This is a genomic window from Actinoalloteichus fjordicus (assembly GCF_001941625.1).
In the GTDB taxonomy this organism is placed as follows: Bacteria; Actinomycetota; Actinomycetes; order Mycobacteriales; family Pseudonocardiaceae; genus Actinoalloteichus_A; species Actinoalloteichus_A fjordicus.
Window position 1 is genome coordinate 1,399,526 of the sequence record NZ_CP016076.1, and the last position, 25,877, is coordinate 1,425,402.

General features: G+C 70.7%; 23 protein-coding genes and 1 pseudogene. 8 read left to right on the top strand and 16 right to left on the bottom strand.

Features of this window, described 5'->3' with window-relative positions; genetic code table 11:
* Window positions 1-351: 351 nt before the first annotated feature.
* The 9 genes from UA74_RS06410 to UA74_RS06450 all read right to left on the bottom strand — a co-directional run bounded on the left by UA74_RS06410 (window position 352) and on the right by UA74_RS06450 (window position 9,335).
* Entirely contained in the window at window positions 352-744 is a 393-nt protein-coding gene (locus UA74_RS06410; RefSeq protein ID WP_075739468.1) for a rhodanese-like domain-containing protein, read from the bottom strand.
* The gene (locus tag UA74_RS06415) at window positions 741-1,340 is read right to left on the bottom strand and encodes a cysteine dioxygenase (protein WP_083682971.1); all 600 of its coding nucleotides are present in this window, start codon (window positions 1,338-1,340) and stop codon (window positions 741-743) included. Before UA74_RS06415 ends, UA74_RS06410 begins: the two co-directional genes overlap by 4 nt.
* 489 nt (window positions 1,341-1,829) lie before the next feature.
* Entirely contained in the window at window positions 1,830-4,028 is a 2,199-nt protein-coding gene (glgX, locus tag UA74_RS06420) for a glycogen debranching protein GlgX (RefSeq protein ID WP_075764017.1), read from the bottom strand.
* A 213-nt stretch (window positions 4,029-4,241) separates the two neighbouring features.
* On the bottom strand, window positions 4,242-5,156 hold the full coding sequence (locus tag UA74_RS06425) for a hypothetical protein (RefSeq protein WP_075764019.1): 915 nt from the start codon (window positions 5,154-5,156) through the stop codon (window positions 4,242-4,244).
* 29 nt (window positions 5,157-5,185) lie between these two features.
* The gene (locus UA74_RS06430; protein WP_075739471.1) at window positions 5,186-6,058 is read right to left on the bottom strand and encodes a hypothetical protein; all 873 of its coding nucleotides are present in this window, start codon (window positions 6,056-6,058) and stop codon (window positions 5,186-5,188) included.
* Between the two features lie 113 nt (window positions 6,059-6,171).
* Window positions 6,172-7,068 carry a hypothetical protein gene (locus UA74_RS06435; protein ID WP_157434026.1) on the bottom strand — a complete coding sequence of 299 codons (897 nt, stop codon included), beginning with the start codon at window positions 7,066-7,068 and terminating at the stop codon, window positions 6,172-6,174.
* A gap of 127 nt (window positions 7,069-7,195) precedes the next feature.
* Window positions 7,196-8,299 carry a WXG100-like domain-containing protein gene (locus UA74_RS06440; RefSeq protein ID WP_075739473.1) on the bottom strand — a complete coding sequence of 368 codons (1,104 nt, stop codon included), beginning with the start codon at window positions 8,297-8,299 and terminating at the stop codon, window positions 7,196-7,198.
* 9 nt (window positions 8,300-8,308) lie between these two features.
* Window positions 8,309-8,626, bottom strand: a complete 318-nt coding sequence (locus UA74_RS06445; RefSeq protein ID WP_083682972.1) for a WXG100 family type VII secretion target — start codon at window positions 8,624-8,626, stop codon at window positions 8,309-8,311.
* A 193-nt stretch (window positions 8,627-8,819) separates the two neighbouring features.
* Entirely contained in the window at window positions 8,820-9,335 is a 516-nt protein-coding gene (locus UA74_RS06450; RefSeq protein WP_075739475.1) for a YbaB/EbfC family nucleoid-associated protein, read from the bottom strand.
* A 240-nt stretch (window positions 9,336-9,575) separates the two neighbouring features.
* Between UA74_RS06450 and UA74_RS06455 the strand changes: the two genes are divergently transcribed.
* The 4 genes and pseudogenes from UA74_RS06455 to UA74_RS06470 all read left to right on the top strand — a co-directional run.
* On the top strand, window positions 9,576-10,349 hold the full coding sequence (locus tag UA74_RS06455; protein WP_075743475.1) for an ABC transporter ATP-binding protein: 774 nt from the start codon (window positions 9,576-9,578) through the stop codon (window positions 10,347-10,349).
* 105 nt (window positions 10,350-10,454) lie between these two features.
* Window positions 10,455-11,234 (top strand): enoyl-CoA hydratase/isomerase family protein, encoded by a 780-nt coding sequence (locus UA74_RS06460; protein WP_075739476.1) that lies wholly within the window; start codon window positions 10,455-10,457, stop codon window positions 11,232-11,234.
* 1 nt (window position 11,235) lies between these two features.
* Window positions 11,236-12,327 carry a class I SAM-dependent methyltransferase gene (locus tag UA74_RS06465; RefSeq protein WP_232237653.1) on the top strand — a complete coding sequence of 364 codons (1,092 nt, stop codon included), beginning with the start codon at window positions 11,236-11,238 and terminating at the stop codon, window positions 12,325-12,327.
* Between the two features lie 394 nt (window positions 12,328-12,721).
* Window positions 12,722-13,441 (top strand): annotated as a pseudogene (locus UA74_RS06470) (acyltransferase); the annotation flags it as partial.
* A 579-nt stretch (window positions 13,442-14,020) separates the two neighbouring features.
* Here the strand turns inward: UA74_RS06470 and UA74_RS06475 are convergent.
* Together UA74_RS06475 and UA74_RS06480 are read right to left on the bottom strand one after the other, a co-directional pair.
* Window positions 14,021-17,026, bottom strand: a complete 3,006-nt coding sequence (locus tag UA74_RS06475) for an AfsR/SARP family transcriptional regulator (RefSeq protein WP_075764021.1) — start codon at window positions 17,024-17,026, stop codon at window positions 14,021-14,023.
* Window positions 17,027-17,108: 82 nt separating this feature from the next.
* Window positions 17,109-18,422 carry a glycosyltransferase family 4 protein gene (locus tag UA74_RS06480; RefSeq protein ID WP_075764023.1) on the bottom strand — a complete coding sequence of 438 codons (1,314 nt, stop codon included), beginning with the start codon at window positions 18,420-18,422 and terminating at the stop codon, window positions 17,109-17,111.
* A gap of 91 nt (window positions 18,423-18,513) precedes the next feature.
* Here UA74_RS06480 and UA74_RS06485 point away from each other — a divergent pair, with 91 nt between their 5' ends.
* Window positions 18,514-18,729, top strand: a complete 216-nt coding sequence (locus UA74_RS06485; protein ID WP_075739479.1) for a hypothetical protein — start codon at window positions 18,514-18,516, stop codon at window positions 18,727-18,729.
* Window positions 18,730-18,827: 98 nt separating this feature from the next.
* Here UA74_RS06485 and UA74_RS06490 read toward each other — a convergent pair whose 3' ends face one another.
* From UA74_RS06490 to UA74_RS06510, 5 genes are all read right to left on the bottom strand, one after another.
* Complete coding sequence (locus tag UA74_RS06490; protein ID WP_075739480.1) at window positions 18,828-20,375, bottom strand: 1,4-alpha-glucan branching protein domain-containing protein; 1,548 nt, start codon at window positions 20,373-20,375, stop codon at window positions 18,828-18,830.
* The gene (locus tag UA74_RS06495) at window positions 20,372-21,124 is read right to left on the bottom strand and encodes a class I SAM-dependent methyltransferase (RefSeq protein WP_075764025.1); all 753 of its coding nucleotides are present in this window, start codon (window positions 21,122-21,124) and stop codon (window positions 20,372-20,374) included. The genes UA74_RS06490 and UA74_RS06495 overlap by 4 nt, the downstream gene beginning before the upstream one ends.
* 95 nt (window positions 21,125-21,219) lie before the next feature.
* Window positions 21,220-21,558 (bottom strand): hypothetical protein, encoded by a 339-nt coding sequence (locus UA74_RS32695; protein ID WP_075764027.1) that lies wholly within the window; start codon window positions 21,556-21,558, stop codon window positions 21,220-21,222.
* Window positions 21,559-21,630: 72 nt separating this feature from the next.
* Complete coding sequence (locus UA74_RS06505) at window positions 21,631-22,047, bottom strand: PPOX class F420-dependent oxidoreductase (protein ID WP_198042946.1); 417 nt, start codon at window positions 22,045-22,047, stop codon at window positions 21,631-21,633.
* Window positions 22,048-22,195: 148 nt separating this feature from the next.
* A complete protein-coding gene (locus UA74_RS06510; RefSeq protein ID WP_232237654.1) occupies window positions 22,196-23,068 on the bottom strand; it encodes an SDR family NAD(P)-dependent oxidoreductase in 873 nt (290 codons plus the stop codon).
* A 99-nt stretch (window positions 23,069-23,167) separates the two neighbouring features.
* Here UA74_RS06510 and UA74_RS06515 point away from each other — a divergent pair, with 99 nt between their 5' ends.
* From UA74_RS06515 to UA74_RS06530, 3 genes are all read left to right on the top strand, one after another.
* On the top strand, window positions 23,168-23,836 hold the full coding sequence (locus UA74_RS06515) for a TetR/AcrR family transcriptional regulator (RefSeq protein WP_075739483.1): 669 nt from the start codon (window positions 23,168-23,170) through the stop codon (window positions 23,834-23,836).
* A gap of 417 nt (window positions 23,837-24,253) precedes the next feature.
* Window positions 24,254-24,589, top strand: a complete 336-nt coding sequence (locus tag UA74_RS06525; RefSeq protein WP_157434028.1) for a hypothetical protein — start codon at window positions 24,254-24,256, stop codon at window positions 24,587-24,589.
* 501 nt (window positions 24,590-25,090) lie between these two features.
* A complete protein-coding gene (locus UA74_RS06530; protein ID WP_075739486.1) occupies window positions 25,091-25,873 on the top strand; it encodes an electron transfer flavoprotein subunit beta/FixA family protein in 783 nt (260 codons plus the stop codon).
* Window positions 25,874-25,877: the final 4 nt, after the last annotated feature.

Genomic DNA, 25,877 nt, shown 5'->3' on the forward strand with positions numbered 1-25,877 from the left:
ACCGGGACTGATCTCGTGGAGCCCCGCCGGGGACCCGTGCCGCTACGCGCGCATCGAGATCACCGACTGCAAGAAGGCCGGCCGACCTTCCCGCCGCGCGCGGGCTCCCGGCGGCCCGCCCGGCCGAAGACAGGCCGAGCAGGTCCGGCGGCGGCGAGCCCCACCCGCTCCGCCGCCGCCCGGACCATGCCGCTCGGCACACCGTCGGCGCCGAGACGAGCCCGCGCGCCCGCCGTCAGTGCGCCAGGAATCGGTGCTGCGTCTGGTCGGCACGGGCCTGCGTGGGTGAAGGCTCCCGCCGACACCGACTCCAGGCCGCATCGGCCCGGGCCGGTGCCGTTCGTGCCTGCGTCAGGGCACGGCGGGCCCGCCCCCGTCGACGACCGGCAGTCCCGCCGCCCGCCAGGCGCGGAAGCCGCCGATCAGGTCCCCGACGTGCCGCAGCCCCAGTTCGCTCAGATCCCGTGCCGCCAGGCTGGAGGCATATCCCTCATTGCAGAGCAGGACCACCGGCCGCTCGGCGTCCACCTGCGGCAGCCGGTGCGCACTCGCCGGATCGAGCCGCCACTCCAGCACGATCCGCTCCACCGGGATGGAGTCGGGGATCTCGCCGTCGGCCGCCCGATCGTCCCTCGGCCGGATGTCGATCAACAGGGCGCCGTCGCGCTGCAATGCGGCGGCCTCCTGCGGATCGTGCCTGCGCAGGCCCGTCCTGGCGGCGGCCAGTCGATCGTCGATGCTCACGACGTCGCCCTGGCCACGCTGGGCAGCTCGGCCGGGACCTGGCTGAGCTCGGCGTACTCGCGGGTGGGCAGCAGCGGCGGGGAGTAGGCGTGCACGGTGGCCGCAGGCCCCGCGCTGAGGTTGAGCACCTGATGGGCGCGGCGCGGGCCGAAGCCGATCCCCGCCCCGCTGTGGTGTGTACGGGTGCGGACCGGGCCGGGCGCATAGACGTAGTGCTCGGTCAGCTCGCCGCTGAGCACGGTGAACGAGCCCGCCGCGCCTGCATGGTCGTGCGGCTCCGTCCCCTGCGCGGGCAGCCAGGTCAACAACCACAGCTCGACGCCCCTGGTCAGCGCCAGCCGCGCCCACCAGCGTTGCTCTGGGACGTACTCGGCCAGCTCATGCAGCGGTGTCGCGAGTTCGCGAGCCACCGTGATGGTGAGATCGCGCAGCTCGGTGGGCGTCCACAACAGACGTGCGGCCGGGATGTGCGCGCGCAGTTCCTGATGGTCGAAACCCGGATGCACGTCGAACTCGGGCAGCGCGAGCGACTCCGGCGCGGCGGGGGAGTCGGACAGCGTCGGCAGCGGAGACAGTTCGGGCAGCGTGCTGGTCATCGGATGCTCCTCGGCGTGGTGACGGGCTGCCGAGACGGGGCCGCCTCAGACGGACTCCCGCGCTCGGGACACGGCGGCGGGGGAGGCGAACGGACCTCGGCAGGGCGCACGCGACGGCAGGGGCGGTCGTGGATGCCTGGGACACGCCGGTCAGCGGGAGGTCTCGTCCTCTCCCCGACTACAGGTGCTCGAAGAGACTCGCTGGAGGTCGACCGGGCGGTCGGACCACGTCAACAGCGAGCGGAACATGACGTTGATGGTGGCACGCCCGGACGCCGTGGTCACGCACTGCTCACTGGGTGAGACGGCAGGCTGCGGGAGCCCGGCATGAGGAGGATCAGGCCTGCCGTTGATTGAAGCGACCGCGGAGCTTCCTGCTGTTCTTCGAACGACAGGTGGATGACCGATCCACCAGGACGGGCCGAGCTTCCCGGGGGCGAACCGGCGCAGCTGCCCACCGGGTGGGACGCCGAGCCCTGGTCTGCCGCCTCAGCCGTCGGCGCGCACGGCGTCGGCGCGGAAGAGCAGCAGCGTGTGGCCGGGGAGGGCGAGGGAGTCGCCTGCCGGCAGCGACGTGGCGTCCGAGGGCCTTCCGTCGGGGGTGCCGGTGGTCAACACGGGCGTGTACCGGGCACCGAAGACGAGACCGGGCAGGGTGAGCCGGACCTCGTCGCCGCCCGCGTGCAGCACGAGCAGCCACGAATGGTCGTTCACCGGCAGTCCCGACCTGGTGTGTGATCGGCAGTCGCCGCCGTCGATCCACATCCCCAGGGTGCGGCGATCGGGGTCGAACCAGTCGATCTCGGTCATCTCCTCGCCGTCGGCACGCAGCCAGGCCAGATCGGGCGCTCCGCTGGGCGTGGTGCGGCCCTCGAAGAACTCGGCCTGCCGCAGGGCGGGGCACTCGCGGCGCACGGCGATCAGCGTGCGGGTGAAGTCGAGCAGCTCCCGCGCCGTGCGTTCCTGCGGGCCGCCCACGGCGACGGCTTCGCCGTTCATCGACCCGGTCCGGGCACCCGGCCAGGCGAGCCAGGACGTCTCGTCGTCGAGGCAGTAGGCGTTGTTGTTGCCGCCCTGCGTCCGCCACAGCTCGTCGCCCGCGGTCAGCATCGGCGTCCCGGTGGACAGCAGCAGGGTGGCCAGCAGGTTGCGTGCCTGGCGGGCTCGCAGCGTCGTCACCGACGGGTCCGTCGTCTCGCCTTCGACTCCGCAGTTCCACGACCGGTTGTCGTCGGTGCCGTCCCGGTTGTCCTCGCCGTTGGCCTCGTTGTGCTTGCGCTCATAGGAGACCAGGTCGCGCAGGGTGAAGCCGTCGTGGGCGGTGATCAGATTGACCGAGGCCCACGGCCTGCGCCCGCCGTCGTGATACAGGTCAGAAGAGCCCGCGAGCCGGTAGGCCAGGTCTGCCACGCCCGTGGCGCCGCGCCAGAAGTCGCGGACGGTGTCGCGGTAGCGGCCGTTCCACTCCGACCACTGCACGCCGAAGCCGCCGACCCGGTAACCCTCGCCGGTCGCGTCCCACGGCTCGGCGATGAGCTTGCGCCGAGACAGCACCGGATCACAGGCGATGGCCGTCAACAGTCCGCCGTCCGGGTCGAACGGACCGCCCCGACCCCGGCCGAGCGCGCTGGCCAGGTCGAAGCGGAACCCGTCCACGCCGAGGTCCTCCGCCCAGTACCGCAGCGAGTCCGTCACCAGCCGGATCACCGTCGGCGATGCCGCGTCGATCGTGTTGCCGCAACCGGTGATGTCCACCGGCCGGCCTTCGGCGTCTTGAAGGTAGTAGGCAGGGGCGTCGATGCCCCGGAAGCTCAGTGTCGGCCCGTCGAGGCCGCCCTCGCAGGTGTGGTTGTAGACGACGTCGAGCAGCACCTCGATCCCTGCCGCGTGCAGGGCCGTCACCATCGTGCGGAACTCCGCGACCTCACGGCCCGGCACGCTCGCATAGCCTGCATGCGGCGCATGGAACCCGAGAGTCGAGTAGCCCCAGTAGTTCTGCGCGCCTCGGCGCAGCAGGCCCGCCTCCGAGGACGCGGCGTGCACCGGAAGCAGTTCGACCGCCGTGACGCCGAGTCGGGACAGGTGATCCAGCGCGGCCGGGTGGGCCACGCCGAGGTAGGTGCCGCGCAGGTGCTCCGGAATGTCGGGATGGCTGCGAGTGAATCCGCGAACGTGCAGCTCGTAGACGACCGTCTCCTCCCAGGGCACCTCCGGCCGCACGTCCCGCAGCGGTGCCGTCGGAGCCGTGACCACCGAGAGCGGCACACTGCCCAACGAGTCGACGTGGTCCGGCCTGCCCGTCATCGGATCGTCGCGGTAGCCCAGTGCGACATCGACGTCGGTCAGGCTGCCGCTGATCTGTCGGGCGTACGGGTCGACCAGCAGCTTCCTCGGATTGCAGCGCAGGCCCCTGGCAGGCTCGTACGGGCCGTGCACGCGGAATCCGTAGCGGCTGCCGGGGGCCACACCGGGGACGATGCCGTGCCACACGCCGTAGGTCCGCTGCGTCAGCTCGACCCGGCGTTCGACCAGCCCGCCCGCGTCGTCGGAGTCGACCAGGCACACCTCGACGGCATCGGCGACAGCGGAGGCCAGCGCGAACCGTACTCCGTCGGGGGTCAGGTGCGCGCCCAGCGGGAAGGGCCCGCCCGACCGCGTCGGCAGCTCGACGTGCCTGGTCTGCGTCACGTCGACTCCTTCGCCTCGGTCCCGGTCGTCGGTGAGGGTAGCCGGGGCGGCGGGGGCGAGGTAACCGAGTTCGCGCGGGCGGGCGACGGGCGGGCGGCCTGTCGCGGTGAGGAAGGGGTAGGGGTACGTCGGGCGCGAGGTCGGCGACCGTTGAACGGCCTGCGGGCGTGGCAGGCGGCGGGGCTCAGGCTCGCTGTCGGTCCGGCGGCAGCCTCAGGCGAGCTGTTCAGGCGGTCGACCGGGGACAGCCGGATCACCGGAAGCCGCCGTGGCGCGGAGGTGATTCGCGCGGGCGAGCAGGATCGGCCCGAGCTTGTCGGCCTCGGTGATCGGCAGGAGCCATTCGCCGTCGCCGGTGTGCAGGACGAGGGCCGCGCCCGCCGGACACCGCAGACTCTCGAACCGGCCGCGCATCCAGACCCGGCCGCGGTCGGTGTCGCGAACGATGCGGACACCGGTGTCCAGTACCTCGGTGAGGGGCAGCGAACCCTCCACGTCGATCTGCCTGCGGTGATTCCGCTTGCTCAGCGAGCCGCGCAGCGCCTGCCAGCGCAGCAGGCCCTCATCCAGCGTGACGTCCGCAGACCACCGCCTGCATCGAATCCGATGGACCAGGTGAAAGTCGGAGGCTCCGACGACGGTCGCGGGCGACTCGATCAGGATTCGGCCCGCGCGGACCATGAGAATCAGACACACCACGGGAAGCAGCACCGCGATGACGACGAGCGCGCCTCGGAAGCCTGCGAGGTAGTCGACAGGATCTCCGCCGAAGACGGGGAACGCCAGGAAGGGGACGGTGAACACACCGGTCAGCACGGTGCTGGACCGCCACTCGGACGGCGACAGCAGCAGCCTGTTCCGGATGAGCTGCGTCAGCACGATCGCCAGCGGGACGCCGGGCAGGAGCGCGGTGGCAGCACCTCGTGGTCCCAGGTGATCGAGGAAGATTCCCACGAAGACGACCAGTTGACCGGCGGGCAGCACGAGGAGCCCGAGCAGCAGCATCGGGCGGATGCGATCCCAGCGCTGTTGCAGCGCTTCGCGGTTGTGCTCGGGGACGGCGCCGGGAGTCGTGCGGGGGATCAGCGACACTGCGGTGACGACCTCTCTTCGGTCGGGGCGGTCCACGTGCTTCTGATGGTCGAGTATCCGCCTCGTCAGAAGGCCTTGGTCCCGCCCTCTCTTCTGGCGCGGGCGCGTTCGGCGCGGAGGTGCTCGGCTCGGGCGAGGACGATGGGTGCGAGCCGATCGGGTGCGTTCATCGGCATCAACCACTCGCCGTCCTTGGCGTGGAGTACCAGCGCCGGGCCCAATGGACAGTGCAGTTTCCAGAGTTGACCGCGCATCCAGGATCGGTGGTCGTCGTCCTCGCGGACGATGCGGACGCTGGTGTCGAGGACGGCGGAGAGCGGAAACGCTCCGGTGACGTCGACTCGGGAGCCGTGTGATCCATACCCGTTGCCCACTTCGTTGGTGGTCGCTTCCCAGCGCAGCCGATCCTTGTCGAGGATGACCGAGGCGGACCACCGCTCGGAACGGAGCGGATAGGTCAGTACGAAGTCGCTGCCTGCGACGACGGAGACGGGCGCCGCGACGAGGATGCGTCTGGCCTGCAGGACGAGCAGCAGGCACACCGGAGGAAGTAGGACTGCCGTGAGAATGAGCGGACCTCGGATGCCCGCAATGTACTCGACACGGGCCGGGCCTAGCAGGGGGATCAGCAGGAAGGGAATGGACAGGATTGCGTTGATCAGCGTGCTGTATTTCCACTCGGACGGCGTCAGCAGGGTGTTCTTGCGTGCGAGCTGCCAGAGTACGAACGCTGTCGAGAACCCAGGCAAGATCATGAGGAAGATGGAGCCGAGACCCATGCCGTCGATGAACACCCAGCCGAATATCGTCAGCTGACCGACGGGCAGTACGAGCAGCCCGAGGATCAACATCGGGCGCACCTGGTTCCAGCGCCGTCGCAGCGCGGCCCGGTTGGCTTCTGGCACGGCGCCGGGCACCGTGCTGGGAATCAGTGACACCGAGCTGACGACCTCTCTTCGGCTGGTCTGGCAGGGCCTGCGCGTTACAGGTGCGCGTGTCTCTGCGGGATGGATCAACAAGATCGTCGAGGTCGCCGGCACACCGGACTCGCCTACGAGCTCGCTTCCGGTTCAGGCCTATGCGGACGGAACTCCGGTCGTGACGTCCCCTGCTTGATCCTGGCGCGGATGTGCTCGGCTCGTGCCAGCAGTACCGGCTTCAGCGCTTCGGGTCGAGTCATCGGCAGTACCCATTCACCGGAGTGGGTGTGCAGAACCAGCGCAGGGCCGGGACGAATCCTCAATCGCCACAGATGGCCACGCATCCAGACACGTCCCCCCTCGGTGTCGTGCACGATGCGGAGACTCACATCTCGCACCGCGGCCAAGGGGATGGAACTGCTCACGTCGACCTTGTTGACCGCGACCCCGTAACTTCGCGCGAGTGAGTTTCGCCATGCCTCCCAGTGCAGCCGGTCCTTGTCCAGGGTGATGGTGGCGAACCACCGATTGGAGCGCAGTCGGTAGTCCAAGACGAAGTCACTGGCCGCGACAAGCCGCAGCGGTTCAGCCATGAGGATGCGGCGTGCCTGCCAGACGAGTAGCCGGCAGATGACGGGAATCAAGACGATGGCGAGGACGAGTGCTCCTCGGAACCCTGCGGAGTACTGCTGTGCCGCTGTGCCGGTCAAGGGCAGGAGGACGATCGGGATGGACAAGATGGCATTGAGAGCAACGCTCGCCGTCCACTCCGACGGTGTGATCAGCTTCGGTCCACGCCTCAGTTGTCGGACCACCAGTATCACGCCTGCCGTCGGAACGAGGGTCAGCAATACGCCAGGCAGCACGACCCAGCCGATCATCAGGCCACCGAACAACACGACCTGGCCGATCGGCAGTATGAGAAGGGCGAGCATGAGTCGCGGACGTATTTGGTCCCAACGCCGTTGCAACGTCGCCTGATCACGCTCGGCGGCCTCGCTCGGGACCGTACGGGGAAACAACGGCACCGGGGTGATGTCCTCTCCTGTCTACGGAGCGGGATGATGACTCGTCACACGGTGAACAGTAAAAACCCAAGTGTGAAGAGGAACACCGCATCGCGGGATGTGAATGCGAGCGGCGTCCTCGTTCCGCTCAGGCGTGTTGCGTGCCGGAAGTGCCTGGCTCTTGTACCTCCGGCATCGGGACGGAGCCTCCGTCGTTCTGCATCTCAGGCATGGTGGGCGGAGCCGTTCCGGGCGGCCCGAACCATGGCACGTCACTCGGTGCCGGCTGGCTCGAGAACTGCTGGTCGTTGTAATCACCGGGTGAGACGGGGTAGTTCGGCGGGGTGACGTCGAGTGGACGGTCTCCAGTGCGGCCGCCTGGGTTGCCGTCCCAGAGGTTCTGAGCGTGGCCGTTCGCACCGGAGACGGCTCCGTTCGTACCGCCGACAGTTGCGCCCTGGGCACCCGATTGCAAGTAGTCGCCGAAGGAGGAGGCCTCCCCGTTGCGAAAATCGTTGATTCCTCGGTCGAGGAGGTTTGCACCGGCGCCGGTGATCGCTCCGTTCGTGGCGCCCTGGATGGCCGCGTCGGTGAAGCTGCCGACTGCTGCTGTCGGTAGGAATGCGTCGCCGAGGCCGCCAGCGATCCCCGAAGCCAGCCCGGTGATACCTGCGCTCACCGTCTTGCCGGTATCCCAGGAATCTCGGTTCCCAGCGAGCATCTGGCTGCCCTGGATTGCGATGTCGACGCCCAGGTTGATTGCCAGTTGCCTGACGAGTTCTCGGAAGAGAATCTGAACCACCGACCGCGTCGCGGCCTGTGCGATCGGAATTCCGGCCGAACTTGCGCCGAGGGTTACGAACGCGGCCGCGACCATGCTGGCGATCGAGGCGGCCAGCATTACCAGCGCGGCGATGATGCTCAGCTTCGTGTACTCGACTTCCAAGGCCGCGTTGTCACACGCCGCGCCGAGTTCGTCGCACAGCTCCTGAAGTTTCGGCAGGAACTGCGGATCATTGACGACGTACTGGCCCCAGAACTCGCGGAAGGCGTCGGCCGTGTCGCCCTCCATCGTGGACAGCGCGGCCTGTCCGGCCGCCTCCGCCGCCTCCGCGACCGAGCCGACCTCGGCGGCCGTGCTCGTCCAGCCCTCGCCGAGCCTGCGCAGCGCCGTCTCGTCGCCCTCCGGCCAACTCGCGCCCACCACGATGGGGGTCAGCCACTGCACCCATTCGGGAATCTCGATGCCCATGTCAACCCCTCACGCCATCTGGCTGAAGCCGTCGGCCGCGTCCTGGTCGATCGACTCCCAGGTGTCGGCGGCGGCGTCGAGCTGGAGCTTGATTCCGCGCAGCGCCTCCACCAACGCGGAGATGTTCTCCTGGGCGGCCTGCGCAGCGGGGACATAGTCGGTGGCGAAGGTCATGCCGGACTCGTCACCGCCCCAACACTCTCCCTCTGTCGAGACGATGCCGTCAATGGACGTTCCGGCGCCCTCCAACTGGTCCGCGGCCGCGTCGAACTGCGGCGACCGTGCGCGCAGCGCAGGCGGATCGACTTCCATGTTGTCATTTCCCATGGCGGTGTCCTTCTCGATGAGACGGATAGCGGTGCACCGGTCGACGTCCGGACTAAGGACGTCCGACTGGGGACGCCCGGCTGGGGGACGGCATGACTCGGTGCTGCGGGTCTCGGTGAGTCACGGCCGCGCGAATCACCGATGTCGTGGCGCACGCGGACCCTGGTCCGTGTGGTCGCACCGACGCGACGGCTCAGCGCATGAACGAGCCGCCGCCGAAGTCCTCGTCGTCGTCTTCCGGCGGACGCGGCCTGCGCGGCGGCGCGGGCGGCGCCGCGCTGGGCGGGGTGGGCGGCGGCGGCATGGTGGGCAGCAGATCCCGCAGGGCGGGCGCGCCCTCGATCAGGTCGCCGAGATCCATGCTCGGCCCCTGCTGGGTCGCCGTCATCGCCTCGTTGACCTCGGTCCTGGCGCGCGCGGTGGCGCGGACGATCGTCTCCACCACGGTGCGCGAGAGCTTCTCCGGGGTGCTGCGGTTGAACGCCGTCACCGCGAAGTCCAGGCGGGTGATCGTGCCCGCTGCGTCGACGACGGCGGTGACCAGTCCGTCGGGCGACACCGCTTCGCCGGTCACGGCCATGGCCCTGGACTGCGCGTCCTTCAGATCCGACATCTGCTGCTGGAACTGGGTGGTCAGATTCGCCACCTGCTCCCGCATCGCCGCGTTGCGTGCCTCCAGCGCGGCACGCCGGTCAGTCTGTTCGCTCATCCCGTCCCCTCAGCGTCGTTGAGCAGCTGCCAGGGCGGACAGTAGACAACTCCGCTGGACACCGGGGCCGTCTTGACGAAAACCACACGATTAACGCACGACGACACTCCCGGTGCAGGCCCGACCGGCGGCGACGGTCAGAATGGCCTGGTGACCGACCGGGGCTTGCAGGGCACGACAGACGGACGGCCGCACAGCGGCGGCCACGAGGCGGCGGACACCACGGACCTGGTGATCCGCATGGACGGAGTCGGAGTTCGGCGCGGACCGACGAATCTGGTCCGGGACATCGACTGGCGCGTCGAGGTCGACGAGCGGTGGGTGATCCTCGGGCCCAATGGCGCGGGCAAGACCACCATGCTGCGGCTGGCAGGAGCGGAGCTGCATCCCAGCAGCGGCACGGTGCACCTGCTCGGTGAGCGGCTCGGCGGCGTCGACGTCTTCGAGCTCCGGCCGAGGATCGGGCTGTGCTCGGCCGCGCAGGCCGCCCGCATCCCGCCGGACGAGGTGGTGCGCGACGTCGTGGTCAGTGCAGGCTACGCGGTGCTCGGCCGGTGGCGAGAGGACTACGACGCCCTCGATCTCGACCGGGCGACCGAGCTGCTCGGCTCGCTGGGCATGGGCGCGTTGGCCGACCGCAGATTCGGCACCTTGTCGGAGGGGGAGCGCAAGCGGACCCTCATCGCCAGGGCATTGATGACCGACCCCGAGATGCTGCTCCTCGACGAGCCCGCCGCCGGTCTGGACCTCGGCGGACGAGAGGACCTGGTCGCTCGGCTGACGATGCTGGCCTCCGATCCGGACTCGCCCGCTCTCGTGCTGGTCACCCACCACGTCGAGGAGATCCCGCCCGGCTTCACCCACGCGCTGCTGCTGCGCGAGGGCGGGGTCGTCGCGCAGGGACTGCTGGCGGACGTCATCACCGAGGAGAACCTGTCGGCGACCTTCGGCCAGGACCTCGTCCTCCAGCGCTCCGGTGATCGCTTCTTCGCCTGGCGACGCCCCGGCAGCTGACCGCCTGGGCGGTCTACCGCGCGGTAACCTGCGTGCGCGACGGTCGATCTTCGACTGTCGGCGGCGCCGCCGGAGCGCCACGATGATGTCGAGGAGGACGCGGGCGTGGGCGAGTTCGTCAGGCTGGAAGTGGACGCGGGAATCGGCACGATCCGATTGGACCGGCCGCCGATGAACGCCTTGAACATCCAGATGCAGGAGGAGATCCGCGCCGTCGCCACCGAGGCGTCGGTCCGCGCCGACATCCGGGCCGTGGTGATCTACGGCGGACCCAAGGTGTTCGCCGCCGGGGCGGACATCAAGGAGATGGCCGATCTCACCTACGCGCAGATGGCCGACCGCGCGCCGCAGCTCTCCTCCGCGTTCCGCGCGGTGGCGGAGATCCCCAAGCCCGTGGTCGCCGCCGTCACCGGCTACGCGCTGGGCGGCGGCCTCGAACTGGCATTGTGCGCGGATCGCCGCATCGCGGGCGACAACGTCAAGGTCGGTCAGCCCGAGGTCCTGCTCGGCGTGCTGCCGGGTGCGGGCGGCACACAGCGACTGGCCAGGCTCGTCGGCCCGGCCAAGGCCAAGGACATCATCTTCACCGGTCGGTTCGTCGAGGCCGCCGAGGCGCTGACGCTCGGCGTCGTCGACGAGGTCGTGGCACCGGACGACGTCTACGCCACCGCGTTGAGCTGGGCGGATCGCTTCACTCATGGTGCCGCGCAGGCGCTCTCCGCAGCGAAGACCGCCATCGACACCGGGTTGCAGACCGACCTGGCCAGCGGACTCGCGCTGGAGAGCAGGCTGTTCGCGGCGATGTTCGCCACCGAGGACCAGAAGACCGGGATGCGCTCGTTCGTCGAGAACGGCCCCGGCAAGGCGAAGTTCGAGGGCCGTTGAGATGAGCGAGACACCGATGCGACGACCCGGCATCAAACGGCAGGGCACCACTCGTCTCGACGAGGTCGACGACGTCACGGCGCACGACGTCCCGCGCCACGAGCCGACGGGCACCGACGGTCGCGTCCCGACCGATCCAGCGCCCAACCCGCACGCCACCGAGGCCGAGGTCAAGGCCGCCTACGCCGATCCGAAGCTGGCGAACGTCCTCTATCACGACTGGGAGGCCGAGACCTACGACGAGAAGTGGTCGATCTCCTATGACGATCGCTGCGTCGACTACGCCGTCGGCCGGTTCCACTACGCGGCGGGCGTGCCTGCGAAGCCCTACGGTCGAGCGCTGGAACTGGGCTCCGGCACGGGCTTCTTCCTGCTCAACCTGATGCAGGGCGGGATCGTCGAGAAGGGCTCGGTGACGGACCTGTCGCCCGGCATGGTGAAGGCGGCGCTGCGCAACGCGGAGAACCTCGGCCTCGACGTGGACGGGCGGGTCGGCGACGCGGAGCGCATCCCCTACCCGGACGACACATTCGACCTGGTGGTGGGGCATGCGGTCCTGCACCACATCCCCGACGTCGAGGCGGCGATGCGGGAGGTGCTGCGGGTGCTCAAGCCCGGCGGCCGGTTCGTCTTCGCGGGCGACCCCACCCGGATCGGTGACTACTACGCGCGCAGGCTCGGCCGGGCCACCTGGTGGCTGACGACCAGGATCACCCGGCTGCCCGCGCTGGCGGCCTGGCGGCGCCCGCAGCAGGAGCTCGACGAGTCCTCCCGCGCCGCAGCCCTGGAGGCGGTCGTCGACCTGCACACCTTCGTCCCGTCCGAGCTGGAGCAGACCGCTCGGGCGGCGGGCGCGGTGCGCGTGCACGCCAGGACGGAGGAGTTCGCCGCAGCGCTGTTCGGCTGGCCGGTGCGGACCTTCGAAGCGGCGGTTCCGCAGGGCAAGCTGGGCTTCGGCTGGGCGATGTTCGCCTATCGCACCTGGCAACGACTGTCCTGGTTGGACCAACGGCTGGCAGGCCTGCTGCCGCGCGACGTCTTCTACAACGTCCTGATCACCGGTCGGAAGGCCGCTCGATCAGACCGGGCCTGAGGCCTCGGACGCCGACTCTGCCCCGCTGAAGTCGCCGCGCCGCCGGTCGCCGCCGACAGGGGCGACCGGCGGCGCGGCGTCGGGTGAACTCCCGCCGATCCCGACCGCGCCGATCCCGACCGCGCCGATCCCGACCGCGCCGATCCCGACCGCGCCGATCCCGACCGCGCCGATCCCGACCGCGCCGATCCCGACCGCGCCGATCCCGACCGCGCCGATCCCGACCGCGCCGATCCCGACCGCGCCGATCCCGACCGCGCCGATCCCGACCGCGCCGTGGCCGAGGCGATCGGGCGGCGGGGTGCTCGGGCGGCGGGCCGGGCGGAACGCCGTCGAATTGATCGTTCCTCGTCCCGCTCCGCCTCGGGTGCTAGCTTCTGGACCGGTGAGCGGTATGTCGAATCTGCTGATCGGCCTGCGGTCCTGGCTGCGCCCGGACCCGAGGCAGGCTCGCTTCCTCACCAGGGAATCGCTGCGCTGGGTGCTGCGGAATCGCGCCTACACCCCCTGGTACCTGGTGCGATACTGGCGGCTGCTGCGGCTGCGCCTGACCCGGCCGCACATCGTCCTGCGCGGCATGGTGTTCCTCGGCAGGAACGTCGAGATCGACTGCGAGCCCGGTCTCGGCAGGTTGGAGATCGGCCGCTGGGTGCACATCGGCGACGGCAACGCCATCCGCTGCCACGAGGGCTCGCTCCGGATCGGGGACAAGGCGGTCTTCGGCAGACAGAACACGGTGAACTGCTACCTGGACGTCGAGATCGGCGGGGCGACGCTGGTCGCGGACTGGGTCTACGTGTGCGACTTCGACCATGTCATCTCTGACGTCGACCGACCGATCAAGGACCAGGGCATCGTCAAGACCCCGGTGCGCATCGGACCGGACTGCTGGCTGGGCACCAAGGTGACGGTGCTGCGCGGCAGCCGAGTCGGCCGGGGCGTGGTGCTGGGGGCTCATGCCGTGGTGCGGGGCGAGGTTCCGGACTTCGCGGTCGCCGTCGGGGCGCCCGCCAGGGTCGTCCGGGACCGCCACGCCGACTTCGTCGCCAACGCCGATGCCCGCGCCCGCCAGGCCGCCGCGCTGGCCGACATCACCCGCAAGGCGGAGGCGGCCGCCGGACGGCGGCCCGTCGCCGTTCGCCATGACGCCGAGGAGCCTCCCGCCGCGGAGCCGGCCGCCGCCGCGCCTGCGACGAGCACCGCCGCCGTGCCCGCCACCGCATCCGCGCCTGCGTCGATGAGCCCGATGTCCTCGGAGGACCCGACGTCGGCGGGTGCCTCCGACTCGGCAGGCACCGCCGAGAGCACCGCTGACCAGCGCTGAACGCACCGCAGACCGGTCACGGATCTCGTGCCGCTCTCGCGACGTTCTCGAAGATCCGGTGCGGGTCCTCGTCGGCTGATCACGGGGAAACCCGATGGGCGAGGCCCGGTCGGGGGCGGACCCGTCGGGATCGGCCGCGTGTCCTGCCGCCCGGCTCGGCACGAACAGCCGCTCCTGGTGACCAGGACACGGCCCCGCAGGCCCGAACGCCTCGCCGCCCACTCGTAGCCTGCCGACCAGGCGTGCGGCAGGTACGGACGAGCGCCCGCCGTCGGCGCCGTGCGCGAGCAGCCCCGAGGCGACCGGCGAGATCGTGAACCGACCTCTCGAATCGCGGGCCTGCGCCCTGAACCGGCCGGCCGGCCCCGATCAGGACCGCCGGACCGCGAACAGTTCGGCGAGGGCGTCCGCCCGGCCCGCGAGATCGCCGGTGCTCACCAGCCTGGTGAGCTCGTCGGCGCGGCCGACGTCGAGCCTGCGCAGCAGTTCGGCCGCCTCGGTGAGGGGCGCGCGAGCCTCCCAGGCCCGGCCCGCCTCGATCAGCTCCGTGCCGAGCCTGCCGAGGGCGCGGGCGATGCTCCAGTCGTCGTCGGCGATGCGCTGGTAGTCCAGCGCGAGGGAGAACATCGCCACCGCGCTGTCGTGGTTGCCGAGCAGTCGTTGGCATTCGCCGAGGTTGTGCAGGCACACGATCCGGTCGACGGAGTTGTCCGCGATCTCGAAGTCCCGCAGCGCCGCCGCATGCGCCCGCACCGCCTCATGGAGCAGTCCCGCGCGTCGATAGGCCTGCCCGAGCGAGTCCAGGGCCCGCCCGCGGTCATCGTTCAACAGGGGGTAGTCCAGGCCGACCAGCACCTCCAGGCTGCGCCTGCCGGTGGCGACGGCCTCGTCGGCGCGACCCGTCTGGAGATAGCCCATGGTCAGGTTGTTCAGTCCGACGTGCAGGCGCTGTGGTGCGTCGAGCTGTTCGCTCTGCGCCACCGCCCGTTCCAGCAGCTCCACGCCGAGCGCGTCGTCTCCGTGCAGCGAGTGCACGATCCCGAGGTTGCCGACGACCATCAGCTCCGCCTCGACATGGCCCAGTTCGCCGAAGGTCCGCACGCTCTCGGTCAGGGCCTCGATCGACTCGGGCAGCCGATGGAGCTGGGCGAGCAGCTTGCCCTCGGCGTTCTTCAGCCAGGCCCGGCCCTCCCGATCGTCGGCGGCCTGCGCCGCCGAGGTGCCCAGTTCCGAGGTCTCCTGCCACTCGGTGAGGCGAAGCCGCTGCTGGAGATAGCTGGTGAGGCAGTAGCTGAGCATCCAACAGACCCGGTGGAGGCCCCGATGCATCGCGGTTCTGGCCGCTGCGGCGATGGTGGCGCGTTCGAGGTCCCACCACCGCAGCGTGGTCCAGCCCGCAGGCAGGGCGAAGGCGGCCGGGTCGAAGTCGGCCAGCTCCTCGTCGAGGCCTGTCGGGCAGAACGCGCGGTCCTGTCCGATCGCCGTCCAGGCCCGGCCCAGCTGCCAGCGCAGCACCCGGCGCACCGCGACCGACCGATCCCGCTCCGAGTCCTCGTGGTCGCTGCGTTCCTCCGCGAACTCGCGGACCGCGTCATGCAGGCGATAGCGCCCGGCGCCGTGCTGCTGGAGAAGCTGATCTGCGTCGAGCCGGGCCAGCAGTCGGTCGGCGCTCTCGACGTCCCCGTCGAGGACCACGGCCGCCGCTCGGGCGTCGATCTCCGGGCCTGGCAGCCAGCTCAACCACCGAAACGACCGACGGGTCTCCTCGGGGAGCGTCGCATACGACTGATCCAGGACGGTGCGGACGGACGCTGCTGGATCACCCTGGATCTCCAGGGCCGTCAGCAGCCTGCCGGACGCCAGTCGATCCGTCAGTTCCGCGAAGCGTCGTTCCGGGGCCTGCCGCAGCTGCGCCCCCAGGATGCGCAGCGACAACGGCAGCCCGCCCCCGAGCCGGACCAGTGTGTCCAGCAGATCAGGGCGATCCGCCGACTCCGGCCCGATGACCTCGGTCAGCAGGGTCCGCGCATCGGGTTCGGCCAGCGGGTCTAGCGGCACGGTCCGGACACCGTTCGGCGCCGCGAGCCCGTCGAGTCTGCCTCGACTGGTGACGACCAGCCGGGGGCCCGCACTGTCCGGCACCAGCGGGCTCACCTGCGCCGCGTCCCTGGCGTCGTCGGCGAGGATCAGCAGCCGTCGGCCCGCCGAGATCGCGCGGTAGCGGGCGGTCGCCGCGTGGAGTTCACCGGGTATCTCCTCGCCCGACACGCCCAGCGCGTACAGGACCCGGCCCACGGCGGCGAGCGGGCTCAACGGCTCGTCGCCGGAATGCCCACGCAGGTCGATGAAGAGCTGCCCGTCCGGATACTGCTCGGCCGCGGCTCGACATCCGCGCACGGCCAGTGTGGTCTTCCCCGAGCCTGCCATTCCGTTGACCGTCACCACCGTGGCGGCCCGAGGATCGGTGGTGTCCAACAGGTCGCCGAGGACGGCGATCTCCTCGGCCCGCCCTTCGAAATAGGGCGAGACGGGCGGCAGCTCGGAGAGGAAGGCGTCGGGACGCGGCGGCACGGCAGGCGCAGCGCTCACCGCCGACGTCGGGGCGCTCACCCCCAGGATGCGCAGCAGCGCGGCGGGCGGCTCGCCGTCGAGGACGCCGACATAGACCCGCCGCATCTCCTCGCCAGGCTCGATCCCGAGCTCGGTGGCCAGGGTCGCGTGCGCCTGATGAAAGACGTCCATCGCGTCGGCGCGGCTGCCGAGCTGGTTGCACAGCAGTGCCTTGCGAATCCACAGGTCCTCGCTGAGCGGGTGCCTCGTCAGCTCGGCGTCGATCTCACCGCCGAGTTCGCCGAGATCGCCGGTGGCCAGCCGCGCGTCGATCAGGCCGAGCTGGCATCGTCGCATCGTCGCCAGCACGCGGGGGCGCTCGGCGAGGATCAGCGGCGAGGCGGGCACGTCGGAGAACGGGGTGTCGCGCCACAGGGTCCTCGCCCGATCGAAGGAGTCGATCGCCTCCCGGAAATGCCCGGAGCGCATCGCCTGAACGCCCGCGTCGACGTCGGCGGTGAACACGGTGACGTCCACGTCGTCGGGACCGAGGTCGATGCGGTATCCGTCCTGGTCCTGGCGGATCGGATCGCCGCCGTGCTCGGCGAGGAGCCCGCGGACCTCGTCGACGTCGCGCCGTACGGCCGCCGCGCCGTCCTGGGGTGGCTGCTCCGGCCACAGCTCGCCGAGCAGGGCTGCGGAGGAGACGGTGTGGGGTGCGTGCAGCAACAGGACGGCGAGAGTCAGTCGCTGCTGGGGTGAGCCAGGACTGACCCACTCGACGCCCGTGCGGAACTCCAGCGGGCCGAGCAGTCGGTAGCGCACGGCTCATCCTCGCACCGTCGTCGATCGACGACCATCGGCCGCGTAACCGTCGTGACGCAGGGTGTTGGTCTACGGCCGTGCGTCACCCGAGCAACAGGTTGCCAGAGGGAATCTTGGGTCGGGGCAGGTCCCGTCCCCGATCCGCCCCCGGATGATCGACCTGCGGCGGCGAGGCAGGCCTGGGGCGTGCGGCCGCGAGGGTGAGCGCGCTGGCGGCGTAGACGTCCGCCGTCGCGGCGGCGATGGCGGGCCAGGCGAAGTCGGTGCTCAGCCGGTCTCGTGCGGCCGAGGCCCGCCGGGCCGCACTCGCGGGATCGGCCAGCACTCGACGCACCCCGGCCGTCAGCCCCGCGACGTCGCCGGGTGCGAAGGACAACCCCGTCTCGCCGTCGCGAACCACCTCGCCGAGGCCGCCCGCAGTGGACGCCACCAGCGGGGCACCCGCTGCCGCCGCCTCCAGCGCCACGATGCCGAAGGGCTCGTATCGGCTGGGCAGCACCACGACGTCGGCGGCGGCCAGCAGCGCGGCCAGCTCCTGATCGGGCAGCTGGCCGGTGAGTCGCACGGCCCGGCGTACCCGGTGTCTGCGAGCCTCGTCGACGAGTCGGTCCTGGTAGCCGCCCTGACCGGCGATTGCCAACACTGCTCCGGGATGACTGCGGCGGATCGCGGGCAGCGCGGCCACGGCGTCCTGCGCGCCCTTCTCCCATTCGATCCGGCCGAAGAACAACAGCAGCGGGGCGTCCTTCGCCTGCACCGAGGCCCGCGCCTCGGCCACCTTGGCGGGTGACACTCGCCAGGGGTTCGGGCTGATCCCGTTGTGCAGCACGGCGATCTCGGCAGGCTCGACATCGAAGAGCTGGGCGGTCTCGTGGCGCATCGCGACGGAGCAGGTGATCAGCTGATCGGCCCGATTGGCCAGCCACCACTCGATGGAGTGGATCTGCTGGTTGAGCGGCTGAGACAGCCAGCCGCTGTGGCGACCGGCCTCGGTCGCGTGCAGCGTCGTGACCAGCGGCACCTCGGCGGCCTCGGCCAGCGCGATGGCGGGATGAGCCACCAGCCAGTCATGCGCGTGCACCACGTCGGGTCGCCAGCCGCGCAGCAGCGCGTGTCCGGCCCGGACCATCGCGTGGCCCATCGCCAGGGTCCAGGCCACCAGGTCGTGTTCGAAGGACAGGTGGGCCGGGTCCTCGGCGACGCGCACTACCCGCACCTTCGCCCTGTTCTCCACCTCGGTCGGATGAGTGCTCGCGTCGGTGCCGGTGGGCTGTCTGCACAGCAGGATCACCTCGTGTCCCTGCGCGGCCAGCTGCTCCGCCAGGGCATGGACGTGCCTGCCGAGCCCGCCGACCACCACCGGTGGGTACTCCCAGGACAACATCAGGACCCGCATCCACAGATCCTCGCAAACCCACGTTCAGGATCACCCGGTCGGTACGGTGGAACCACGGTGGTAGCGAGCTGACTTGACTGGGGGAGTCGACATGGAGCCGTTCGGATGGGTGCTGCTGGCGCTGGCGGTCTTCCTGGTCGTCAGCGTGGTGGGCATCGTCGTCAAGGACCGGTTGCGAGCACGGTCCGCGCCGGACACTCCGGCGGCCGTCCGCCCCGTCGACGTCAAGGGGATGCGCGCGGCCAGGCAGGCCGAGGGCTCGCACTACAGCGTGGATCAGTCCACCCAGGGCACCGGCGTTTTGTGATCGCGGCCGGGCATCGAGCCTGCCGACCACGGTTCCTGCCCGCGTGGCGATGCGGGCAGGAACCGTGGTCGGGTCGGGTTCATTCGGAAACCGCCTGATCAGCGCGCCGTGCCGCGCCCGCGAAGCAGACCGCGCGCGTCCAGTCCGCCGAAGGGCGCGTCGATCACCCGCAGCCTGCCCGCCTCCGTCTCGGCCGCGGCACGGTCGCCCGCCGCCAGCAGGTCGGCCAGCCGGTCGAACGCGGCGGTGTGCTCGGCCGCACGGGCCCGCGCGTAGTCGGCCGCCGAGTCGCGGGTGACCATGAAGGCCCAGTCGCTGGAGCAGGCCAGCAGGGCCTCCTGCCAGAGCTGGTCGAGCACCCGATCCCGCCCCGCGCCGAAGCGGTGCCCGTCGACCACGGCGAGCAGCCGATGCTGGAGGCGCTCATTGGTCGCCACCAGGTCCGCCACGGCGGGGCCGTTCCACACCCGCCAGTCCTTGCCCGCGCCCCAGGACGAGGCGGGCAGCTCCACCGGAGTGCCGACCCGGCCTGCGGCGAGCACGCGGCGGGGCGTGGTCACCGTGACCCCGGCCTCGGGCAGAGCACGCAGGACGCCCGCCAGCCAGGCAGGGCCCTCGTGCCACCAGTGACCGAACAGCTCGGTGTCGAAGGCCGCGACCACCAGGCCGGGTCGGCCGTCCGAGTCGCGGTGCTCCCGCAGCCGCGTGACGACCGCGTCGACGAAGTCCGCGACATGCTCCGCCACCGCCGCCGCCGCGAGATCGGGCCGATAGGGCTGCTTGTCCTCCGGTGCGACGGTGCGGCCGGTGACCCTGGCGGGCTTGAGCCCGGTCGGATGGTCGTAGGTGTGGAAGTCCCGATAGGCGGGGTGACCCGGATAACCGACCTTCGGCGACCACACCCGCTCGGCGATCTCGCCGTCCCGGCCGAAGCAGACGACGTCGGAGCCCCACACCGGCCGCGCCGCCGAGGTGCGGCCCGCCAGCGCGGGGGAGTCGACGAGGAAGTGCGTCACCCCGGCGTCGGCGTAGCCGGTCTCCATACCGGGGTCGAAGCCGCATTCCGGCGCCCAGATCCCAGTGCTCCGACTGCCGAGGCGCAGTGCCCCGTCGGCCAGCCCCACCCGCAGGGCCTCGGCCCGCAGTCGGGGGTGCAGGAGTGGTTGGAACGGATGCGTCGCGGGACCGCCCAGCAGCTCGAGCACGCCTGCGTCGACCAGCGGCCGCAGCAACGGCGAGGCGCCGTGCCGCCAGCGGGTCTCGAACAGCTCCAGGGCTCGGGTCGCGCGTCGATGCTCGGCGGCGGCCAGTTCGCGCAGCTCGGGCCTGCCCTGCTGCCAGCGGACGGCCGCGTGTCTGGTGCGCAGCACCCGGTTGCCGAGCCAGTCGTGCAGCCCGCGCAGGCTGTACGGATCGTCCAGCTGGGCGGCGAGCACCGGGGTGAGGCCGAGCGCGAGCTGGTCGCGGAGCCCCGCTGTGGCCAGCCGCTCCAGCAGCTCCACCAGCGGCAGATAGGAGTCGGCCCACGCCTGGTAGAGCCATTCCTCGCCGACCGGCCAGCTGCCGTGCCGGGCCAGCCACGGCAGGTGGGTGTGCAGGACGAGACTGAACTCGCCGAGTGGTTCGCCGGACCGGATGCCGGTCACGGTCGCCGTCCCACGGCCACGAGATCCAGGCTGGTGTCCACGTCGGTGTCGGTGATGACGAAGTCCTCGGCGCGCACGGCGTCGACCTCGGCGGCCAGCTCGGCAGGCCAGTCCCGCCCCTCGACCGCCAGCCGGATCTGCTCCTCGATCAGCGAGCCGCCCCGGCGTCGCTCCCGCTCGTGTAGAGCGGGGCCGTGTCGCAGGCCCGCGAGCCGGTCCACGACGAGACCGGCGTCCGACAGCAGTTCGGCCAGCTCGGCAGGGTCGAGCTCGCGGGTGTGGAAGGGGTTCGTGGTGCCGTCCGGGGAGAACGTCAGGCGGTTCGGCGTGGTGAGCAGCAGCAGTCCGCCCGGTCGCAGCACCCGGCGACACTCGGCCATGAACGCGGGCTGATCCCACAGATGCTCGATGACCTGGAGGTTCGCCACGACGTCCACACTCGCCGTCGCGGCGGGCAGCGTGGTCAGCTCCGCCCGGACGGCACCGACCCCGGGATAGGCCCGCCCGACGTGCGCGACCGCCGGGGCGTCGAGGTCCACCGCCACGACCACCTCGGCCACCGAGGCCAGCATCGCGGCGCCATAACCCTCGCCGCAGCCCGCGTCCAGCACCCGGGCTCCACGACAGTGCGGCAGCAGAGCGAGATACGCCGCCTCATGACGGCGGAACCAGTAGTTCTCCCTGGCGATGCCCGGCAGAGTGCGCTCCCCGGTGAGCGGCAGCGACACGAGGGCGTGATCGGCGGACATCGACGCACCCTATCCGGCTGCGGTGGGGGCGAGGGCGGGCAGTTCCGTCGGCGGTGAGTGAGACTCCGGGTCGGCCATGTCCTGTCGTGGAAACGTCATTCGCTCTGGATGCCGACGGGCCGTCCGGTGACCTCCTCCACCCGCGCGACGAGGGTCCTGGCCAGCTGATTGACGTCGCGGAGGCACTTCTGCACATAGCTCTGCGTGCTGCCGATGGCTCCGTCGGCGGCGCGCAGATCGAACATCGGCCTGCGCGCATCGTGTGCCAGCGGTATCAGGCTTCGGTAGGACAGCGGCCGGTGGTTGTCCGCGAGCACCTCTTCCGAGACGAGGGACGGCAGATACGTCGAGCGGAACAGCGCGAGGTCGTCGGTTCGCTCGTCATCGCGGGTCGCCTGGCCGGGTGGCGGGCCCGGGCCGGACCCAGACGACACCTTTCCGTCGGCCTGCCGGGCCGCCCTCGGTGCGACGCGGGGCGCGGCCCGGCAGGGTGCCGAGTGAGTGACTCAGAGACGCCCGAGGATCTTGTCCGGAGTCACCCGCACGGTCGTCATCGCGCCCTCGTAGGAGGCCGTCGGCGTCCGCGCGACGTGCTCCGCGTAGGGGACGCCGACGTACTTCGTCGCCAGCTCGTCGCGCAGCGCGCGGGTGCGGTCCGGTTCGAAGGTCGCGATGCCTCGGATCACCGCGTAGGTGTGCGGGGCGTCGGCGGGGTTCAGCAGCACGCTCACCCGAGGATCGTGACGGAGGTTCTTCGCCTTGCGGCTGTCGACGGCGAGAAAGAAGAGCACGTCGTCGCCGTCACGGCCGACCCAGACCACGGACTGCTGCGCGGTGCCGTCGGGCTGGATCGTCGCGACGATCCCGAAGACGGGCGTGTCCAGCAGGCGGCGCAGGCTCTCCTGCGTCACGGGCTGCATCATGTCGGTTCTCCAGATCGGGGGAGCCGCGGCCTACGCGACCGGGCGGGGCGGGCGGGCGTTCGGGGGAACGGTCCGAGACGGGGGGAGGGCGGCGCGTCGGGTGCGACTGCCTGCACCGAACGGCGGCCCGCTGCTACGAAGGCGGCGGTCATCGCGACAGCAGCCGCTCGGTCTCGGCGTAGAGCCGTTTCGCGTCCTCGACGTCGAACGCCGGTCCTTCGATGCTGATCGGCACGCCCTGGACGACGGCGCTGAGCGGCGCGGCGGGCGGCTGGTCCAGGACGGCGAGGATCGGTTGGACGGCTTGCTCGACCGGCGCGGCGATGTCGCGGATCGCGGCGACGTGGGCCGCGTCCGCCGCGTCGTACTGCCCGGAGAATCCAGTGTCGACGATGCCGGGGTGCAGGAGTACGTAGCGCACCTTCGACGTCGGCTGGCGCAGCGTGAATCCGACGCCGAGCAGGTCGTTGAGCGGGCCGCCGTGCTGCATCGCCGTCCTGCCGTCGTAACCGTGTTCCAGACCGAGGTCGTCCCAGCGGATCTCGGCGGCGCCGGTGCCGGTCGGGCCCGCCACGTTGAGGATCACCGGTTCGGGCGCCGCGTCGAGCAGGTCGACCATGTCGTGGCTCGCCACGAACCGGCTCAGATAGAACAGGGCGAGGTTGCTCTCGAAGCCCTCTGTGGTGACCGTCCTCGTCGAGTGGAAGTGCCGCGCGCACAACACCAGCGCGTCGATCGAGTCGACCAGCGAGCGGACCTCCTCGATCGCGCTCCTGGTCTCCGCGATGAGGCTCAGGTCTGCGGCGATGAAGTGCGCACGACCCGGTGCGCCGCGCCGCGCGGCCTCGGCGAGCAGCGCCGCGCCCTTCGCCGCGTCCCGGCCGATGATCACGACCTCCGCTCCCCTGGCCAGGTAGTGGAGTGCGACCGCCCTGCCGAGGCCGTCCGTGCCGCCGGTGACGACGAGCGTCTTGGCGGCCGAGGCACCAATGTACCCGTCGGTTTGTAAAAATGAACTCACGAGTTCACTATAGCCGGATTGAGGCGCGGAGGGCGTGCGGCGGTTCATCAGGATGAACTCGATGGTTCAGTCAGTCGTCGCCGACGCTAAGGTTTCGGCGTGACCGGAGCGACGACCTCGGCCGCGTCGGGGCACGGCGCCGCACGGGGACGCATCGACAAGCGGCAGGCGATCCTGGCGGCCGCGTTCACGGTGTTCGCCCGTGAGGGGTATGCCCACGCAGGCGTGAGTGTGATCGCGGCCGAGGCGGGGGTGGCGAAGCCGACCGTCTACAACCACTTCGGCGACAAGGAGAGCCTCTTCCGGGCGGCGATCGCCGCCGACGCCGATCGAGCGATGGCACAGAACCTTGCCGCCGTCGAGCGACTGCTCGACCACGGTGACGACGTCCGCGTGCTGTTGGAGGACGTCGGCGAACACCTGGTCCGCTGCTACTGCGACGATCGTTCCTGGGCGCTGCGCAGGCTGCTCTACGCCGAACTCGCCCAGTTCCCCGACCTGATCGACATCGTCCGGGGCCGTGCCACCGACCGAGTGACCGATGCGCTGGCCGATCGGCTGGCCAGGCTCTCCCTTGCAGGCAGGCTGCGCCGATGCGACCCCGTCGAGGCCGCCGAGCAGTTCAGCGCACTGCTCACCGGGCCGTTGGAGGGCCGGGCCAGGCTGGGTACTCGTCGTCTCCCCGACGCGGAGCTGTCGGCCGTTGCGCGGACGGCGGTCCGCACCTTCCTCCATGCCTACGGCCCGGACGTCGCCGAGGCCGAGTAGTCGCCCGGCCGGATGGTCACCGCCGCCGACCCGCCGCCGCCCTGAGCCGCAGCGAAGTCGGTCCCGCGCCGCGTCGAGACGGCGCCGGACGCCGGTCCCAGGTGGGCGAACTCCCTCGCCCGCCCGTCGCCTGCGAGCCGGCCCCGGCAGGCGACCACGGCAGGCGGTCGTTCCGGACGGCGCCCGCAGCGGAACATCGCAGACCTGAGGCGGCGGGAGAGCGACGAATCCGGAAGAGGCGGTCCTCGTCCCGAGAAGAAGCGCCGAGATCGGCGAGCACTGGTCGCTTTCCGATTCCCACCCACTCTTTCGTCGCCCGAATGACACTCGATCGAGATCGTCGGGCGCCTCGGTTCCCGTCTCCCCGAGGAATCCCGCTTGTTAGCCTGCTCACAGATCGGGGGGATGATGGCCGCGATGTTCGATGGGCTTCGACGATGGCTCGGGCGGTCGGGCGAGACCGTGGAATGGCAACGTCGAGCTCGCCCGAGCCAGACCGAGTATCCGTTGTGGTGGGTGCGTGCACTCGACCAACCGGTTCAGCACGGGATCAAGGCCTCGCAGATCGGCCAGCCCGCTAATCCTGCGGGTTACGTCCCGGTCTGTGGTCGGGTGATGGTCCCCGCGGCCAGCGATCTTGACCCGATCGTGGCGCGCTGCGGTCGATGTGCCCAATGGGCCAGGGATCACGTCTACGAGACCCCGCCGCAGGCGCCGTGGAACGGCGACGAGGGCGATGCGGACTTCTACTGAGTCAGTTGCTGCCCGTCCCCTGGCAGAACGGGCATTCGACCGGCCTGCGATCTCTGTCGATCACGGTCCCGGTCCCGTTGCAGGTGGCGCACACAAGCATGTGATCGACTGCCTTTCGGCTGGGCTTCGACAAGCGGAATCGAGCACGTCCGAGATTAGAAGAGGCCGCCGATCTCGGCTACTCAGCGTCGGCAAGCGGTTGCCTCGCGTCGCCGGAAGGGCGCCGGGCGCCGCCGCTCCTCGGGTGCGCCGCGCGGGCGTCGGTCGGAGTGCGCGATCCTCTCTCGAGCAGGTCTTCCCGCCGTGGGCGGTTCTTCGATCGCCGGGTGACGACGGTCACCCGGCGGTTGTCGTCCGCTGCGGGTCGGGAGAGGCTACTCGCAAGTAACATTGGTGTCGGTTGTGGCTGACACCACCGTGCCGCTGGGGCATGGACCTGGCAGGGTCATGGCGATGATCCGCCGGGCGAACCCCGATTCCGCAGGAGGTCGACGAGGACCCATGAACATTGTCGTGCTGGTAAAGCAGGTGCCCGACACCTACTCCGAGCGCAAGCTCAACGACGCCGACCACACGTTGGACCGTGACTCGGCGGACGCGGTGATCGACGAGATCAACGAACGTGCCGTCGAGGAGGCGCTGCTCCTCCAGGAGGCCCACGGCGGGGAGGTCACCGTCCTGTCCATGGGACCGGACCGCGCCACCGAGGCACTGCGCAAGGGCTTGGCGATGGGCGCGCACAAGGCCGTGCACGTCTCGGATGCAGCCCTGCACGGGACGGACATGATCCGGACCGCGACGGTGCTGGCCAAGGCGATCGGCACCGTGGCCGACGTCGACCTGGTCGTGGCGGGCAACGAGGCCACCGACGGCCGTGGCGGCGCCGTGCCCGCGATGCTGGCCGAGCTGCTCGGCCTGCCGCAGCTCACCCACGCCCGGAAGGTCGAGATCGACGGGCAGACCATCCGGGTGGAGCGGGAGACCGACGAGGGCATCACGCACCTCGAGGCGGAGCTGCCCGCGCTGGTGAGCGTCGGCGAGAAGATCAACGAGCCTCGCTACCCCTCGTTCAAGGGGATCATGGCGGCGAAGAAGAAGCCGACGACCACGCTGACGCTGGCCGATCTCGGCATCGACCCGGCCGAGGTGGGCCTGGGCGGCTCCTGGACCACCGTCGTGGAGTCCGCACCCAAGCCGCCGCGCGGCGCGGGCGAGCGCGTGGAGGACGAGGGACAAGGCGGCACGCAGATCGCCGAGTACCTGGTCGGCCAGAAGCTCATCTGACGGC

Coding starts and splice junctions, on each gene's coding strand:
- UA74_RS06440 (WP_075739473.1), bottom strand. CDS start 8,299: ATGGGCATCGAGATTCCCGAATGGGTGCAGTGGCTGACCCCCATCGTG.
- UA74_RS06525 (WP_157434028.1), top strand. CDS start 24,254: ATGTTCGATGGGCTTCGACGATGGCTCGGGCGGTCGGGCGAGACCGTG.
- UA74_RS06415 (WP_083682971.1), bottom strand. CDS start 1,340: ATGACCAGCACGCTGCCCGAACTGTCTCCGCTGCCGACGCTGTCCGAC.
- UA74_RS06530 (WP_075739486.1), top strand. CDS start 25,091: ATGAACATTGTCGTGCTGGTAAAGCAGGTGCCCGACACCTACTCCGAG.
- UA74_RS06455 (WP_075743475.1), top strand. CDS start 9,576: ATGGACGGAGTCGGAGTTCGGCGCGGACCGACGAATCTGGTCCGGGAC.
- UA74_RS06505 (WP_198042946.1), bottom strand. CDS start 22,047: ATGATGCAGCCCGTGACGCAGGAGAGCCTGCGCCGCCTGCTGGACACG.
- UA74_RS06465 (WP_232237653.1), top strand. CDS start 11,236: ATGAGCGAGACACCGATGCGACGACCCGGCATCAAACGGCAGGGCACC.
- UA74_RS06445 (WP_083682972.1), bottom strand. CDS start 8,626: ATGGGAAATGACAACATGGAAGTCGATCCGCCTGCGCTGCGCGCACGG.
- UA74_RS06485 (WP_075739479.1), top strand. CDS start 18,514: ATGGAGCCGTTCGGATGGGTGCTGCTGGCGCTGGCGGTCTTCCTGGTC.
- UA74_RS06450 (WP_075739475.1), bottom strand. CDS start 9,335: ATGAGCGAACAGACTGACCGGCGTGCCGCGCTGGAGGCACGCAACGCG.
- UA74_RS06495 (WP_075764025.1), bottom strand. CDS start 21,124: ATGTCCGCCGATCACGCCCTCGTGTCGCTGCCGCTCACCGGGGAGCGC.
- UA74_RS06480 (WP_075764023.1), bottom strand. CDS start 18,422: ATGCGGGTCCTGATGTTGTCCTGGGAGTACCCACCGGTGGTGGTCGGC.